This window comes from Nitrosopumilus adriaticus, assembly GCF_000956175.1.
GTDB lineage: Archaea > Thermoproteota > Nitrososphaeria > Nitrososphaerales > Nitrosopumilaceae > Nitrosopumilus > Nitrosopumilus adriaticus.
On the sequence record NZ_CP011070.1, the window covers coordinates 606,939 to 622,607 of the forward strand.

The window sequence follows — 15,669 nt, forward strand, 5'->3', positions numbered from 1 at the left end:
ATATAACTATTATTCGGGTTGAATGACATTTAGAGTCATAGTGCTTACAACTCTTGATAATTTTCTAATTTCTCCAATCACTTTTTCAAATTCATCTTGATTTTGTGTTTGCACTTCTGCAACTACATCATATGCTCCAAAAGTAAGGTATGCATTATTGACATCTTGCATGTGTTTTAATTCATCTACGATATATTCTTCAGCTCCTAGATCACAATTCAGTAAAATGAATCCTTTGTGCATTAGTATACCTAGTAATGATTAGTGAAGTTCAGGTCTTTAAGTTTTACAGTGATTACCATCTACTACGTCCGCCGTAGCTATTTTTATTATCATTGTCTCGATATCTCTTTCTTCCGCCTCTGTCGTCTCTGGGATTTCTATTTCTGTCTGATCCTCCATATCCTCCTGAACGGCCTCCTCTGGAATAATTGGATCTTGATTGGCCGCCATATCTTCTAGATGGTGTCTGTCTTTTTAGCGGATCTGGAATGGATATTTGAATTCCCATCTCTTGATTTAAATCCCTTAGAGGAACTTTGATTTGTCTTTTAATGAGATTCCAATCTCCTACTGATGAATATGATACAAATGTAACAGCTTTACCAAGTGCCCCAGCTCTTGCAGTTCTTCCAATTCTATGGAAATATGCCATCTCTTGATTTGGTACATCATAATTTACTACTAGTTCTACTCTTGGGACGTCAATGCCTCTTGATGCCACATCTGTTGCAACAAGAATGTCTGCTTTTCCACTTCTGAATTTGCCCATGGACTGTTCTCTTCTATGTTGAGACATATCCCCTTCAATTGCAACTGCATTGTATTTTTCCTGATGGAGGAATTTTGCTACGTCTCTGGTTCTATATTTTGTTGAACAAAATACAATTGATTGACCTTTTGTTTTTTTGATAAAATCAATTAGATACTTGAATTTATCTCGGTCTTTTATTACTAAATATGATTGATCAATTCCCTCTCCACTGAGATCATCGGCATCTAAAAGGAATTGTTTTGGATTGTTGAGATATTCTTCTGACAATCTTAGGATTTCAGTAGGCATTGTTGCAGAAAACAATGACATAACTCTATCTTCTGGTGCTAAATCTAAGATAAATGAAATGTCATCTACGAATCCCATATCGAGCATTGTGTCTGCTTCATCAAGAACAATGTGGGTTACATCTCTGAGTTCGATAGAACCTCTTTTTAGATGATCAATTAATCTACCTGGAGTTGCAACAACAATCTCTACCCCTCTATGAAGAGCATCTAACTGAATTCCCATTCCTTGTCCTCCGTAAACTGTAGCTACTTTGATTCCTGTATACTTTCCAAATTTTTTAACTTCATCACTAATCTGCATTGCAAGTTCTCTTGTGGGGGCCATGATTAATCCCTGAATTCCATTTTTTGGTTGTATCTCTTGTAGCATTGCCAATGCAAATGCTGCAGTTTTTCCTGAACCTGTATGTGCTTGACCTACTACATCTCTTCCTGAAAGAAGTACGGGGATAACAGCCTCTTGAATTGGAAAAGCTTCATCAAAGTGTTGATCAGTAATTCCCTTTAGTACTTCATCTTTTAATCCTAATTCTGTAAATTTTGTCATTTTGTTTTCTTCTCTTAAGCAATGACGAAAAGCTCATTGCTTTGACGTCATTATTCCGATAATTGTAATGACTTTGAAGGTGTAATAAACGCTTGTTATTATTTACGCCTCTAACTGAGCATCAATAATTTTTTTAAAACTCTCAAATGGCTGTGCACCTTTAATCTCTACATATCCGATCTGATCATTTCCTACAAAAAATCCAGGTGTTCCTGAAACTCCATAATCTCTACCATCGTCGAGATCTTTTCTAATCTCTTCGATATATTTTCCACTAGTAAGACATGAATCAAATATTCCTTTATCCAATTGAATCTCTAATGCATAATTACTAAACAAAGAAAGTACATCACTAGTTTCTAATTTGTTCCACTGATTTTGATTATCAAATAACATATCGTGCATTTCTCTGAACTTTCCTTGCTCATTTGCACATTCAGCTGCAACAGACGCTGGTAGTGCATTTGGATGAATGCTCTGAATTGGGAAATCTCTAAAAACTAACTTTACTTTTCCTTTCTCAATGTATTCTTCAAGAATTAATGGAAGTGTTTGAATGTGGAATCTGGCACAAAATGGACACTGAAAATCTGAAAATTCTATTATTGTAATTGGCGCATCAGGATTTCCAATAATTGGGTCATTATCTGCTGAAATTTTTACTGTGGGTGTTGGTTGTTTTGTCGGTAATTGATTTTGTAGTAGTTTCAGTTCTAATTTGGCAATTGCATCATCTAGATCTTCTTCTGTAATTTGATTTGAGTTAAGTTCAGAGACATAAGAACCAGCAAAAAATGCCGCAATCCCAACTATGGTAATAAAACCGATTATTAATCCATTAAATGTTGATTTTCTTACTAAACGATGATCATTATGATTTTGATTAGATTCCACATCCTCAGAACTCATTTTGATTAATGACAAAATCCAGCATACTTATTCGTATTGCCAAATTTGGAATTAATTATAGAAATATGATAAAGCCAATGACGGGATCCGAACCCACGACCTGCTGATTACAAATCAGCTGCTCTAACCAGGCTGAGCTACATTGGCACAAAGTAAAATGAAATTTTTCAGGTTTAAAATGTTACCAAGATTTAGTTGACTCCTCTATATCTTGATCCCTTTGTTTGACAGTCAATTTATAATAATGTCGTATTTTGATACGACATATGCGATACATTGAACCAACAAGGGTCAAGGTTCTGATGATGATGTTTTTCACTACAGGGGTACTTGGAATCATTATTGGATTATCTGTTGCACCTCCATCAATGACTGTTATGATTACTTTTATGGGTCTGATCAATGTTGGTTTAGGGGCATTCTTTACATTCATCTTTCTGACACAAGTTCAAAAATCTCCCGATAAAAGAAAGAAGAAAAGAAAAAGAGATTAGATAGATATTTTTGGTTTAGATTTTAAAATTTCTCTCTGTCAATTAAAGTATAAATAATAACTCTCTTTCATGAATTCAGAAATGCTTGATTTAGTTGCTAAAAAATTATTTCTTACAAAAGGAAAAGGCGTACATGAAGATAGATTAACCAGTTTTGAATATGCATTAAGGGATGCGGGAATTGCTGGAACTAATCTAGTTCTTATATCTAGTATATTTCCACCTAAAGCAAAATTAATTTCAAGAAAAGAAGGCCTTAAGAGAATTAGCCCTGGACAGATATTGTTTACAATTTATTCAAAAAATCAGACTAGAGAACCCCATAGAATGTGTGCAGCTTCTGTTGGTATTGCAATTCCTAAGGATTGTTCTAGATATGGATACCTTTCAGAATACGAATCTTTTGGTCAAAATGAAACTCAAGCCGGTGATTATGCTGAAGATATTGCAGCACAAATGCTGGCATCTTCATTGGGAATTCCATTTGATGTTGATAAAAACTGGGATGAAAAAAGACAACAGTGGTCTATATCCGGGAAAATTTACAATACAAAAAATATTACCCAGTCAACGAAAGGTGATAAAGATGGAAAATGGACTACTGTTTTTGCAGCAGCTGTCCTCTTACTGTAATTATTTTCTATATCCTTTAAGGTAGAATATCGCAGCAGCAATTGCAACAACAGTGATAATGATCACAACTATAATTGATTCATCAAATTCTATCTTTTCAGGCTGTTTGCTTTGTAATTGCTCCCCTCCAAGTGAAAATTCTAGTTCTTGCTTGCTAACTGTTGTGTCTTTGCCGAAAATATATTTTCCTTGAATTCTTTGTCCTTCTTGTGGATCAAAAACCCAACCTTGCTCTGTAATGTTTGTTGGAATTCTTTCACCACCTATGATTTGTGAGGGTGTAATATTTCCTTTCACATCAGAAACCTTTGTACTTTCAGTATCTAATACTACTATCTGAATTATTGAATTCAAAGGGTAAAACCCTGATGAAAAATAATCTGATCTTTTCAACTCATCTGTTTTTAAAAATTCTAATGGACTGACTTCATTAATCTCTGATGCTGTTTGAGGGTAATTTACTGACAATCTTAACTGAAGTAATGATTTATTCTCAGTTGGAATTATTGAGAATGTCGTTTTTGCATTTTCGTGATTTGACAAGTTTCTTGCAACATCATAAAACCCTCCTGATTCTCTAATGATTTTAGGAATTAATATTGCAGATATTTTCTCATACATTGAATCTGTATCTTCCATCGGCATTGTATATACCGCAGAAATAGTTCCTCTGCCCGAAATTACTCCTGATGTTTCCATAGCAGTACTTGCTTCATCTGAACTGTGGATAAATATAGAATGTAGCTTGGCATTGGTATCTAGTACCTCGTTTATCTCATCAATGAATTCTCCGGCAATCTGGATGGTTCTGTTTTGAATTTGTAGAAAATTCTTATCATCTGGATTTCTCTTTACATTAATCAAAATACATGATTCATTATTTACTCCTAATACACACTGGTTCTGATTAGTTAGGGTTACTGCAGAAATATTTCCATTTTCTCTAATTCTTTGTTCTAATTCTGCTGGAATTTTGATCTCTTGAATACTGGTGCTTTGTAGTGTAATTGAGGCAGTTGTATTTTGCGATATGCTCTTATCAATAATCACTTGAGCAGTTTCTTGAAAAGTTGCAAGACTCATTTCTTGTGAATATGAATAATTTACTGAAATTCCAATCATTGCAACTAAAAAAAACAAAAAAATTAACTTCTGCATGGTGTTCCAAATATTGAGGAAATTATAAAATTTACTCTTATTTTAGATTCTCAAACATATGATTTGATTATGATGGTTGAACCCACACCAATTAGATAATATTCTCTTTATTTGAATAATCTACTGGTAATGGCACTAATTCCGTTTCTTGTTGAAACTTTCAATGAACCTATTATACAACTTATTGCAGTCTTAGTAGTTTTTGGAATTGGTCTTATTCAAGGAATAATCTTGGGGCGCTCAATTCTTGTAAGATTCCCTCGTCTTCAAAATCATATTAAGACAGTTTCTGTGACATTGTTTTTTTTATTTTTGGCAAATGCTATTTTGAGTGTTCCTAGATTTGCATCTCCTGAAAAAATTGATCTCTTTAATTTACCTGCTGGAAATACTAGCGAGATTGCTTCATCATTATTTTTGATTTTTGGAATGAATACTGGCTTTCTTACTATCTTGGCAATTTCTGTTACTGTGATGACCTTTGTTCTTTTAAAATTTACAAATCTTGGTGGTCCATCAAAAATATTCGTTTTAATTTCTAGTGCTCTTTTACTTTTGCTTACCGGTTTGAGTAGATTTACAGATCTTACTCCAAGTTCATTTGAAGTTCTTTTGTATTTCCTGTATCAATTAGGTTTCACTATTGGAATTCTTGCTGGGACGATTAGGAAAATTAAACCAAAAAAATTGGGCCTATGATTACTTCAAACGTTTAAATCAGATTGACATTTTCTTTAGGATGACATCGAATTCAAACCGTTCGGGGAACAAGCTGGCAGTCCATGCGTTGGACTGTCAGCCCCATTAATTTAAAACCTAGTTCAATAATGATAATGTTCTAACTTGGTCTCTGACATAATCAAATCCTTCTTGCCAAAATTTTGGGGATCTAATGTCAAAACTGTGCTCTAATAGGAGTTTTTCTGGTTTCTTTGAGCCACCTGCTGCAAGAATTTCAATATATGATGGAACAAAGTCTTTTCCTTCCTTTTTGTATCTTTGAAATAGTGATAGTGCAAGTAAATTCCCAAAAGAATATGCGTAGCAGTAAAATGGTGTATGGTAAAAATGTGGAATACAACTCCACTCTATTGCAAAGTCTTCAGATAGATTTACTGAATTTCCAAACTGCTCTTTGAGATTTTTAAGATATGTTTTTGAAATCTCATCCACAGTAGTTCCTTTTCCAATTTGCTCATGAGCATCTACTTCAAAAATGGTGAAAAATGATTGTCTGAGTATTGTAGCATATAGATCATCTATTTTTTCAGATAACATAATCTTTTTTTCATTGTCTGAAATTTTGTCTGATAAATTATCATACAATAACAATTCTGAAAATGTAGATGCAGTTTCTGCTAAAGGTAATGGGGCATCTTGAACCAGAATTGATCTGTTTTGCGCAGCTTGACTGTGAACTGCATGGCCTAATTCATGAGCTAAAGTAAATACGTCTCTTGACTTTCCTGTAAAATTTACTAGAACATAGGGTGTGATTTTTGGGGTTAATGTACTACAAAATGCTCCGTCTCTCTTTCCTTGTCTTACTGATGAATCAATATGTTTTTCATTGAATACCTTTCTTGCAAATTCTTCTAATGTTTCACTAAATTTCCCTAGAGATTCAAAAACTAGTTTAACTGAATTGTTGTAAGAATAATTCTTTTCTTTGATACTTGCTGCTGCTGGTGCGTACAAATCATATCTTCTTAATTTTTTCATTTTCAACATCTTTGCTTTTTGGGCAAAGAATTTTTGAAATATTGGGGAATTTTTTCTGCATACTAAAAGAAGTGATTCTATAGTTTTATCATCTACATCATTTCCAATATTCCTCATTGATATTGGGGATTTGTAACCTCTGATTTCTATTCCTTCATCTCTCCAATTGAGAACAATATTTTGATATATTTCTCCAATTACTCCTTTGTTTTCAGAATATTTTGTCAGAATTGTTTTGTAGGCCGTTTCACGAACTTTAGAATTTGTACTTCGAACATAATTTGTAAGCTCTTCTCTTGTCATTTTTTTTGTTTTATTTCCTATCTTCATTTTGTACTCGTATGCATTTGTTATTTTGTCATACAGTTTTACAAGTGCAGAGATTCCAGTAACATCTAGAGTGTTGATTATTCTCTCTTCAGGTTCGCTTAGTGCGTATTTTGCAAATAATCTTTTATGGGATAGATATTCTGTTATTTCTCCTGCATTTTTCATTAGTCTCTTTGCATTTTTGTCGTCAACTTGGGTTTTCCACCATAAATCAAAAAATAATATTTTATTTGAAATCTCGGAACCTAACTTTGACATTTTAGTCATTAGTGATGTTGCCTCATCAGATTGCGTATCTGATGAATATGATAAAGATGCATATCCTCCAATCTTACTCATCTTTTCAGAGATTTCTTCTACCTGATGCAAAATATTCATAAATTTCTCTGTTGACATTTTAGGATCTAGTTTTGATTTTATTTTTTCAAATTTTTCAGATTGTTTTTCTAATTCCTGAATTTGTTTTTGAAATGCTGGACTTTTTGGATCTTTTGCCAATTCTGATAGATCCCATTTTCCAAGCTTATACTCTTTCATTAAAAATATCAACTTGTAACTATTAAAAAATCAATATGTGCTGAAATTCTTAAATCTCAAGCTCACGTATACTATACGTGGCAACAAGAGATGATCTTAGAAATGATATTTTTAAAGCAACTGAAGAACAACAGCGACTCATGGCACTCCGAAAACCTCTCTTAGGATCAAAAGCTAACGAGGATCAGATGAATGCGTTTCGATTAACTACACAAATAATGAAATATGAAGATTTTATTCGTGATACTGAAAAACAATTACGAACAATGAACTAGTCTGGTCGTAATTATCAGTAATATTCTTTGTGAATATAACACCACTTCCAAATATCATTAGGAATTGCTTTCATTACGGGATGTCCTGTTTCCTCAAAGTGTTTAGTGGCGTGTTTTCCAATTGATGAATCACAACATCCAACATGACCGCATGTCAGACACATTCTAATTGCAACAACTGGCAGGTGTTCCTTTTCGCATTCTTCACAACTTTTTGTATTTGGGGATACTTGTTTCTCTTGAGTGAAATGCTCGCAATTTTTTGACATGCTAATATTTTTTCAAAGTGTCTTTGTATCTTTTTATCGATTCTACAATGACAATTTTTGCTTCTTTTGCAGATTTCCAACCTAAAATCTCCACTTTTTTTCCTTCCAGATCTTTATACACTTGAAAAAAGTGAGCAATTTCTGAACGATAGTGATCTTCTATATCTGCAATATCTGTAGTATGCAGATATCTTGGATCATTTGTTGCAACACAAATTATTTTGTCATCTAATTTACCATCGTCTTTCATTTGTAGCAATCCAATTGGTCTTGCCTCAATTAGAATTCCAGGATATGTTGAGTTTGTTACTAGTACTAGTGCATCAAGCGGATCCCCATCATCAGACAAAGTTTGAGGAACTAATCCATAATCGCCGGGATAGTGAAATGGTGAGAAAAGAACTCTGTCTAATTTTATCATATTGTGTTTTTTATCATATTCGTACTTGTTCATGGATCCCTTTGGAATTTCAACAATTACGTTAATAATCTCAGGAATGTCATTTCCTGATTCTATATCGTGCCAATAATTCTTACTCATTTTCTAGCTCTTCCACTATCCAATCAATATATGAATTCTGTGAATTAATTCTAGGTGAAATTAGAAAAAATCTTTTATTGTATTTTCTGATTATGTGCCTATTGGCAAAAATTGTAGTCATTGTTGGTTCTGTCAGATCTGAAAGACAAGGAATCAAAGTTGCAAAATGGATAGTTGAAAAACTGCAAGACCGAGGTCATCAAGTATCTATGGTAGATCCTATGGATTTGGAACTTCCATTACTTGATAAAATGTACAAAGAAATGAAATCCCCTCCTGTGAAATTACAAGAACTCCAAAAAATTATCCAAGATGCAGACGGATATGTTCCAATAACTCCTGAATATAATCACAGTGTCTCATCTTCATTAAAAAATACGCTGGATTATTTTTTAGAAGAATACTTTTTCAAGCCTTCAGCTATCGTTTCCTATTCTGTAGGTCCATTTGGAGGAATTCTGGCTGGAAATCATTTACGGCAAATATTGGCAGAGATGGGAATGCCTGCAATTCCATCACAATTACCAATATCCAAAGTAAAAGATGTTTTTGATAATGATGGGAAACTATTGGATGAAAATTATGAGAGAAGAATTGCTAAATTTTTAGATGAATTTGAGTGGTATGTTTCAGCTTTTACAAAACAACGAGAAATTGGAACCCCCTATTGATTTTAAACTATATCGTTGGAATTTGGAATGACTCTGAAAATCTTGACAATATATTCTCCTTCAAAAACATTTACAAATTCTCCTGTAGTTGAATCTAGGTTTCTTACTCTGAATTTGTATTCATATGATCCATCTCCCTTTACATCGACTTGAGCAAAATGAACAGGATCCTCACCGCTGTAAAACTGAATGATTACAGGAAATCTTTCAACGTATTCAGATGGTGCACCTTTTACAAAACCCCAAGGCAACGTGTTGTCTTTAGGTATGTTCATCGTGGCTACTGTTTTCTCCAAACTAATCTCTTCATTAATTGGGGTGACTGTAACTTCGTTTGTTTGTGCAGAAATCTCTACTGGAATGATCCCAATAGACAAAGCTGCTAAAATTGATGCCATCAAAAATACTTTGGATTTCATCTGATAATGTTTTTTCAAAGCTACTTAAAAAATTTTTTACTAATTTGTTCTAGTAAGTCATGGTAATTCTTCTTCTAGATCTGAGCATGCCTTGTGAACCCATTTATCATCTGAATTTTTCAAAATTTCCTTTCCTACCTTAATTGATTCTCCACATTCTACACATTTACCATTAAACTTGGCCTTCATAATGTTAATTTGATTTTACTCCATTTTAACTAGTCTTTTTCAATTACTTAATCCCAGCCAATTTTGGCTAACTTAAATAATTATTATTTATACTCAATGTGCTTAAAATGCACAACATTCGTATTAAAACCAAAAAACGTGTCATCTCATAATATCCTGATGTCTTACTTTGTGATTTTTGATAATTCTCTGAGAAAACACAAAAGTCTGTATTTTTCTATTTTAGAATTTAATTTTGGAAATGATTTCTATGGATGAATATAAAATCAAAAATCTAAATGCTGATGAAACCTACCGAGAGTTAGTGGCAACAGTAATTGAACACGTACTTCTTGGAATTAGTGTTGACTCTCTTGAAATTGTAAATAAAAAATTAAAAGAAGATCATAGTATTACTACTAGTGAAATATTTGATCATCCTGAAAGTCTAAAGTCTGTTCTGATTAGTCTTTATGGGAATTCATATGATTCAATTCTCAATAAAATTAAAAATATTTTTGATACCTCAATTAGTCAAAACAGCATATCTGATTTTGTTTCTGTCTTGGAAAGGTAGATTAAATTTTTTTAAAATTTTTGATTTTATAATACAATTTCCTAATTACTTAGAGGTATGGAATTATTGATTGAAACTTTTTTTATTGTTTCCATAATTATGTTCATACTAGATGGCTTGGGCAATATTTCAGAGGCTCCCTGTGCTATCAATTCATCCTGCAATTTTTCATCTACACTTCCTGTTAGCATAATTACTTTGGCATTGGGATTTATCTTACGGATATTCTCTAGTCCATATAGTCCGTTATATTGTGGCATCAAATAATCCATCACGACAACATCTGGTGAGTATTTTTTGTATAGCTCGACTGCCTCTTTTCCATTTCTCCCAATGGCAATTACGTCAATTGAGTTGAACCCAAGAAATTCTGAAATCACTCCAGTTACATCATGGTAATCATCAATTAGCATAACGCGAATTTTCATTACATTATGATTGATTTGTGGAATAAGTGATAGCGTTTGAATTTAATGGACAAATTACGCATGAATTAAATTTTTGATAATCAAAAGTATTCATTCTCTAATCTGGCTCACATCTATGATGGTGCTATTCTCATAATTCTTTAATTATTGAATGATATTTCTTAGGAGATATGATTCTAAACTCTGGCATAATTTTTGTATCAATACTTGTATTGATAATTGTCAGTTCAAATTTTGTATCTGCCTCTGCCATTTCTGGTAGCTCGACTGAGTTTGGTTCGCTAAATATTGACCAAGATTCAGTCTCTATCTCTGAAACTGCTCCTACAATTCTTAATATCTCTGGAACTGTAGTTGATTATAATTCGGGCCAGATGATACTAATTGAAATCAAAAAACCTGACAATACTTCGATAACTCTTAAAACTCAAGCAGATAAGGAAGGCATTTTTTCTACTCCTATTCTACTTGACTCTAATTGGACTGTGGGAAACTATCAACTATTAGCAACTTATCTCAATAATGAAATTGGTTCTGCCTCCTTTTCTATCACTTCTGTTTCTGTGCAAAATATTCCAGTCATGTCCAACATTGGAAGTTTGGAGATTGATGAAGAGGAAATTATCGTTACAGGTAATGAGAAATCCACAGTTGAGGTAAATGGTAATATTAAAAATTATCAAAGAGGAGATCCAATCACACTAAAGATTCTTCATCCTAGTGGGTTAACATCTGATGTAACAATCACTGGAAAATCTAATGGTGATTTTACTGCTCACATCAGTATCGCAGATAATTGGGAATCTGGGAGTTTTAGTATAATTGCATCTTATGATGAAGAAAATTTTGGCAAAGTGGAATTTCAATTAAATAAAATCCAAATTCCATCATATTTCAAAAATGTTGCATCCTGGTGGTCTGATGGACTGATTGAAGATTTTGAATTCGTAGATGGAATTGAATATTTAATTTCTGAGGAAATTATTGAGATCCCAAATCTATCTGGAAGTGCTGGAAGTTCTGATAATGTGGTTCCAGATTGGGTTCGTCAAAATATTGGATGGTGGTCAAATGGCCTTACATCTGATACTGAATTGGTTAATTCCATTCAATATCTGGTGGAAAAAGGAATTATTCAAGTAAATTAAATTCTAAATCTCTTACGATTTGATGTAGTGGTATGGTGGACCGGATGGGATTTGAACCCACGACCTTTGCGGGGATTACTCCCTTACGCAGTGTGAGTGCGTCATCCAAACCAAACTAGACGACCGGTCCGAAGATTCTACCAAAAGACGATCTTTTTTATCTTTAGATTAGATTATAATGTAATTACCTTGGGCTTTTGTATTCATTTTAGAAATTATTGACATGTCTCTGCAAGAATTTGATGCGCTAATTGATAGAATGAAATTGGCATACGAGTATGCTGAAAATTTGGGACAATATGTAGAGGCTGCCAAAGTTCTCTATCAGATGAATGATCAATTACCTGATGATCTTCAATTAATTTTAGATGATTTAGAAAATCCTGAATCTGCAAAATCATTTATCATAAAATACAATAATGAATTAAAATCTGCAATTGTAAATTATAGACAAAGATTGATGAATTTTTAGTTCTATTTCTTAACGCCTAGGTTTCTGTTCTTTAATCTCAAGTATGGATTTCTGCATTTTCTGCATCGTGTAGCATCAATATCGTTTCTACATCCACATTTGAAGCAAATTCTCATTACAAGACGAGCTTGCTGGGCAATTCGTTTCTTTTCTGGGTCTGTAATAGGCATTTAATTGACTCCTGAATCTCTCTCTTTTATTCTAATCGGATTTATCCATTTTTCCAGCTAATAATACTGGTACTTCTGCCGGTCTTTTTGCTACTGGAATGTTTGCCTTGTTAAACATTGAAATTTTGGATTCTGCAGAACCATAATTTCCCATTACGATTGCTCCTGCATGTCCCATTCTCTTTTCTTTGGGTGCTGCTCTGCCTGCAATGTAAGCTACTGTTGGCTTGCTAAATCCAGTATCTATGATTCTTTGAGCCAGCATTTCCTCAGAGTCTCCTCCTATTTCTCCTACAACTACCATTCCTTCCAAATCTGGAATGTCTTTTACCATGTCAAATGCATCAATTAGTCTTGTTCCGTTAATTGGATCTCCTCCAATACCAATTGTAATTGATTGACCAAATCCTGCATTGGTTAATGCATCAGAAATTTCATAGAGTAATGTTCCGCTTTTTGACAATACTGCAATTTTTCCTGCCTTGAATGGCATTGGTGGCATGATTCCGATTTTAATTAATTCTGGAATCATAATTCCTGGAGTGTTAGGTCCGATTACTACTGCTCCTTTTTGATTTGCAAGTTCTAAAGTCTCCATAGTGTCTCTAATAGGGACATGTTCTGGAATTGCAACTAGCAGTTTGATTCCTGCTTCTAATGCTTCTTTTGCAGCTGATAGAAAGAATTTTGCTGGAACAAAAATGATTGAGATTTTAGCGTGGGTGGCATCAACTGCCTCTTGCATGGTATTGTAAATTGGTACACTTTCATTCCATGTTTGGTCTCCTTTGCCTGGAGTGACACCAGCAACAATGTTGGTTCCATACTCCAACATTTTTCCTGCATGCAGTGATCCATATGATCCTGTAATTCCTTGAACTATGACTCCTTTATTTTCATAATCATCTTCTCCTGGATTTCCTTTTAGGAGTCCAAAAATATCTGTCATTTCTTAACTCCCATTACTGCAGCATTGATAGCATCCTCTACTGAATCAAATATTTTGGTTCTGGATCCTTGCAACATTTCTTTTGCTTTATCTGACTCTGTTCCCTTTAATCTTGAAAATACTGGCAAGTCAATTAAATTATCTTCATATGCTTTTAGAAATGCTTCAGCTACCACTGTTGTCTTTACAATTCCTCCATACAGATTCACTAAAATTCCTTTTACTCTATCTAATTTACTAATCAAAGTCAATGCCTCATAAACTGATTCAGTAGTTGCGCCGCCACCAACATCTAAGAAACATGCTGGCTTTCCACCATTATCTGATAACATGTCTAATGTAGACATTACAAGACCTGCACCATTTCCTACAACTGCAATGTCTCCATCTAACTCTACTAATGAAAATCCACTTTTTTCAGCTTGCTCTTCAATCTCTGTCTTTTCTTGATATTTTTGTAGTTCTGGATGTCTAAAGTTACTGTTGTCATCTGTTACAAATTTACCATCAAGTGCCATGATTGTGTCATCTTGCATTATTGCAAGTGGATTAATTTCTACCAATTCTGCCTCTTTTTCAATAGTGAGTTTTGATAATTTTTTCAAAGTGTCTACAAATTGTTCTGCAGTAGTTCCTTCCAGCCCCATCTCTTTTGCAACTTCTTTTGCAAGTTCATCTGAAACATGTCCTAATCCAACTTCTTTGATAATTTGATTTTTGACTGATTCGATCTCTACGCCCCCTTCTGCAGATGCAATGATTGTGTAGCATCTTTTTGAACGATTCAAAAATAGTGACAGATACAGCTCTTTTTTAATATCTGCCATTTTTTCAAGTAAAATTGCTCTTGCTTTCTCTCCTTTGATTGTCAAGTCCATTACTTGAGGATATTTTAGTTCAAATTCATCATCGTTTTGACATTTTTGAATTCCGCCTGCTTTTCCTCTACCTCCAACTGGGACTTGGATTTTAATTACAAATGGATATCCTAATTCTTTTGCATGCTTTCTACCGTCTTCGATATTTGTAGATGATATGCTCTCTAGTAGGTTAATTCCGTATTCTCTAAATAATTCCTTTGCCTGAAATTCTAGTAATTGCATGCAAAAAATGTGAACTCTACGGTCTTTATTAACTATGATGCTATTTTAATTGCTCATCAAGAAAATCAATCATTTCTAAAAAGCGATCTTTGCTCTTTCGTAATAATTCCTCAGGATACTCTTTAATTGTAAATACAAACTGCTGATGAAAACTTGGAACTAAAACACCGCCTGATGTCACCATCTGTTCAATAACATATCCTTTGGTTAGAGTGCAGACAATTTCTTCATAGGATTCATCCTCTTCTTCAAGAGTTTGTCTGTACAGTACAATTGGTCTATTTGTCTTTGCAACAATGTTTGAACCCTTTTCTAGTAGATCTGATAACTGTTGAATCTGCCATGCATCTAAGCTAATCTGTTTTACCATATTCTCTGTGAGTGATTTTTCTATTTAACCGTGATAAAACAACGCATCTTCACAACTTGTCGTCAATAAAATCACAAAATTTACAATTAAAAGAAAGAAAGTGATTTGGCCTTAGGCCATATCGAGTGCTCTAGAGTGTTTTCCAGTATGTGGTCTTTCACCAGAAAACTTTCTTCTCATGTGTCCTGATGGTCGCCCGTAGATTAGTTCTAAGAACCAAGACTCGTGCTCAATCTCTTCAGCTAAGATATCTTTTGCAATATCATATGTGGCAGGATCTTTTCCTAATGTCATCTGGCAAATTTTATTCCAATTGACAATTGCACCCTGTTCTGCTTTGAGACATTTCTCTAGAATTGCTTTATGATCTGTTGGATTTGCTGGAAGCTGTAAGAACTCACATCCAGACATTTTGATAAATTCTGTTGCATCATTTGGAAGGGCTCCTCCTAATTGGTAGATTCTCTCAAGACATGATTCAAAGTGACTGAGATCTTCTAGTCTTGCATCTTCAATAATTCCTTTTAGTCCTTCACCTTCCATGCCTGTACAATGTGCTCGTAGATTGGTAAAGTAATAGTATGCAGTAAATTCAACTGCTGCATTTTTTATCAACTCTTTTACCAGTTCATCAACATCTAGCCCATTTTGCTTTAGAACATTGATTCCAACAACATTTGGTTCATTTGATTCAGACATTTGATTTTACACTTT

At 33.8% G+C, this 15,669-nt stretch carries 23 protein-coding genes and 2 tRNA genes; 8 read left to right on the plus strand and 17 right to left on the minus strand.

The genetic code is table 11. From position 1 onward, the window contains the following. Positions 1–9: 9 nt before the first annotated feature. The 4 genes from NADRNF5_RS03590 to NADRNF5_RS03605 form a co-directional block, all read right to left on the minus strand. Positions 10–243, minus strand: a complete 234-nt coding sequence (locus NADRNF5_RS03590) for an Lrp/AsnC ligand binding domain-containing protein (RefSeq protein WP_048115788.1) — start codon at positions 241–243, stop codon at positions 10–12. A gap of 52 nt (positions 244–295) precedes the next feature. Next, a complete protein-coding gene (locus tag NADRNF5_RS03595) occupies positions 296–1,612 on the minus strand; it encodes a DEAD/DEAH box helicase (RefSeq protein ID WP_048115793.1) in 1,317 nt (438 codons plus the stop codon). 102 nt (positions 1,613–1,714) lie between these two features. Next, positions 1,715–2,521, minus strand: a complete 807-nt coding sequence (locus NADRNF5_RS03600) for a DsbA family protein (protein ID WP_048118913.1) — start codon at positions 2,519–2,521, stop codon at positions 1,715–1,717. Positions 2,522–2,593: 72 nt separating this feature from the next. Further along, positions 2,594–2,668 (minus strand) — tRNA-Thr (locus NADRNF5_RS03605). A gap of 119 nt (positions 2,669–2,787) precedes the next feature. Between NADRNF5_RS03605 and NADRNF5_RS03610 the strand changes: the two genes are divergently transcribed. Together NADRNF5_RS03610 and NADRNF5_RS03615 are read left to right on the plus strand one after the other, a co-directional pair. Further along, positions 2,788–3,015, plus strand: a complete 228-nt coding sequence (locus tag NADRNF5_RS03610) for a hypothetical protein (protein WP_237089326.1) — start codon at positions 2,788–2,790, stop codon at positions 3,013–3,015. An 81-nt stretch (positions 3,016–3,096) separates the two neighbouring features. Then, positions 3,097–3,648 (plus strand): pyruvoyl-dependent arginine decarboxylase, encoded by a 552-nt coding sequence (locus NADRNF5_RS03615; protein ID WP_048118924.1) that lies wholly within the window; start codon positions 3,097–3,099, stop codon positions 3,646–3,648. On the opposite strand, the gene NADRNF5_RS03620 is transcribed toward NADRNF5_RS03615, so the two are convergent. After that, the gene (locus NADRNF5_RS03620; RefSeq protein WP_048115794.1) at positions 3,649–4,806 is read right to left on the minus strand and encodes a hypothetical protein; all 1,158 of its coding nucleotides are present in this window, start codon (positions 4,804–4,806) and stop codon (positions 3,649–3,651) included. Positions 4,807–4,935: 129 nt separating this feature from the next. Between NADRNF5_RS03620 and NADRNF5_RS03625 the strand changes: the two genes are divergently transcribed. Further along, positions 4,936–5,505, plus strand: a complete 570-nt coding sequence (locus tag NADRNF5_RS03625) for a hypothetical protein (protein ID WP_048115795.1) — start codon at positions 4,936–4,938, stop codon at positions 5,503–5,505. A gap of 117 nt (positions 5,506–5,622) precedes the next feature. Here NADRNF5_RS03625 and NADRNF5_RS03630 read toward each other — a convergent pair whose 3' ends face one another. Next, entirely contained in the window at positions 5,623–7,395 is a 1,773-nt protein-coding gene (locus tag NADRNF5_RS03630) for a M3 family oligoendopeptidase (protein ID WP_048115797.1), read from the minus strand. Positions 7,396–7,472: 77 nt separating this feature from the next. Here NADRNF5_RS03630 and NADRNF5_RS03635 point away from each other — a divergent pair, with 77 nt between their 5' ends. Next, positions 7,473–7,670: a hypothetical protein gene (locus NADRNF5_RS03635; protein ID WP_048115798.1), complete on the plus strand. Its 198-nt coding sequence runs from the start codon at positions 7,473–7,475 to the stop codon at positions 7,668–7,670. 14 nt (positions 7,671–7,684) lie between these two features. On the opposite strand, the gene NADRNF5_RS03640 is transcribed toward NADRNF5_RS03635, so the two are convergent. After that, complete coding sequence (locus NADRNF5_RS03640) at positions 7,685–7,939, minus strand: UBP-type zinc finger domain-containing protein (protein ID WP_048115800.1); 255 nt, start codon at positions 7,937–7,939, stop codon at positions 7,685–7,687. Between the two features lies 1 nt (position 7,940). Next, entirely contained in the window at positions 7,941–8,480 is a 540-nt protein-coding gene (locus tag NADRNF5_RS03645) for an inorganic diphosphatase (protein ID WP_048115802.1), read from the minus strand. Positions 8,481–8,581: 101 nt separating this feature from the next. Here NADRNF5_RS03645 and NADRNF5_RS03650 point away from each other — a divergent pair, with 101 nt between their 5' ends. Further along, positions 8,582–9,151, plus strand: coding sequence for an NADPH-dependent FMN reductase (locus NADRNF5_RS03650; protein WP_202812731.1), 570 nt, complete (start codon positions 8,582–8,584; stop codon positions 9,149–9,151). Between the two features lie 2 nt (positions 9,152–9,153). Here the strand turns inward: NADRNF5_RS03650 and NADRNF5_RS03655 are convergent, their stop codons facing one another. Further along, the gene (locus NADRNF5_RS03655) at positions 9,154–9,570 is read right to left on the minus strand and encodes a hypothetical protein (RefSeq protein WP_048115805.1); all 417 of its coding nucleotides are present in this window, start codon (positions 9,568–9,570) and stop codon (positions 9,154–9,156) included. A gap of 57 nt (positions 9,571–9,627) precedes the next feature. Next, the gene (locus NADRNF5_RS11755) at positions 9,628–9,759 is read right to left on the minus strand and encodes a hypothetical protein (protein WP_255465256.1); all 132 of its coding nucleotides are present in this window, start codon (positions 9,757–9,759) and stop codon (positions 9,628–9,630) included. A 250-nt stretch (positions 9,760–10,009) separates the two neighbouring features. Between NADRNF5_RS11755 and NADRNF5_RS03660 the strand changes: the two genes are divergently transcribed. Further along, positions 10,010–10,315 (plus strand): hypothetical protein, encoded by a 306-nt coding sequence (locus NADRNF5_RS03660; protein WP_148313058.1) that lies wholly within the window; start codon positions 10,010–10,012, stop codon positions 10,313–10,315. A gap of 41 nt (positions 10,316–10,356) precedes the next feature. On the opposite strand, the gene NADRNF5_RS03665 is transcribed toward NADRNF5_RS03660, so the two are convergent. After that, positions 10,357–10,743, minus strand: a complete 387-nt coding sequence (locus NADRNF5_RS03665; protein ID WP_048115808.1) for a response regulator — start codon at positions 10,741–10,743, stop codon at positions 10,357–10,359. A 170-nt stretch (positions 10,744–10,913) separates the two neighbouring features. Between NADRNF5_RS03665 and NADRNF5_RS10670 the strand changes: the two genes are divergently transcribed. Beyond that, complete coding sequence (locus NADRNF5_RS10670) at positions 10,914–11,891, plus strand: hypothetical protein (protein WP_052661869.1); 978 nt, start codon at positions 10,914–10,916, stop codon at positions 11,889–11,891. Between the two features lie 33 nt (positions 11,892–11,924). Here NADRNF5_RS10670 and NADRNF5_RS03675 read toward each other — a convergent pair. Beyond that, positions 11,925–12,021 (minus strand) — tRNA-Val (locus NADRNF5_RS03675). 93 nt (positions 12,022–12,114) lie between these two features. Between NADRNF5_RS03675 and NADRNF5_RS03680 the strand changes: the two genes are divergently transcribed. After that, on the plus strand, positions 12,115–12,363 hold the full coding sequence (locus NADRNF5_RS03680; RefSeq protein WP_048115810.1) for a hypothetical protein: 249 nt from the start codon (positions 12,115–12,117) through the stop codon (positions 12,361–12,363). A gap of 2 nt (positions 12,364–12,365) precedes the next feature. On the opposite strand, the gene NADRNF5_RS03685 is transcribed toward NADRNF5_RS03680, so the two are convergent. From NADRNF5_RS03685 to dps, 5 genes are all read right to left on the minus strand, one after another. Next, positions 12,366–12,533 carry a 50S ribosomal protein L40e gene (locus NADRNF5_RS03685; protein WP_048115813.1) on the minus strand — a complete coding sequence of 56 codons (168 nt, stop codon included), beginning with the start codon at positions 12,531–12,533 and terminating at the stop codon, positions 12,366–12,368. A gap of 31 nt (positions 12,534–12,564) precedes the next feature. Continuing rightward, complete coding sequence (locus NADRNF5_RS03690; RefSeq protein ID WP_048115816.1) at positions 12,565–13,482, minus strand: succinate--CoA ligase subunit alpha; 918 nt, start codon at positions 13,480–13,482, stop codon at positions 12,565–12,567. Continuing rightward, a complete protein-coding gene (locus tag NADRNF5_RS03695) occupies positions 13,479–14,585 on the minus strand; it encodes a succinate--CoA ligase subunit beta (RefSeq protein WP_048115818.1) in 1,107 nt (368 codons plus the stop codon). Before NADRNF5_RS03695 ends, NADRNF5_RS03690 begins: the two co-directional genes overlap by 4 nt. 40 nt (positions 14,586–14,625) lie before the next feature. Then, positions 14,626–14,955 carry a hypothetical protein gene (locus NADRNF5_RS03700; RefSeq protein WP_048115821.1) on the minus strand — a complete coding sequence of 110 codons (330 nt, stop codon included), beginning with the start codon at positions 14,953–14,955 and terminating at the stop codon, positions 14,626–14,628. Between the two features lie 111 nt (positions 14,956–15,066). Further along, positions 15,067–15,654: a DNA protection during starvation protein gene (dps, locus tag NADRNF5_RS03705; RefSeq protein WP_048115823.1), complete on the minus strand. Its 588-nt coding sequence runs from the start codon at positions 15,652–15,654 to the stop codon at positions 15,067–15,069. Between the last annotated feature and the right edge of the window lie 15 nt (positions 15,655–15,669).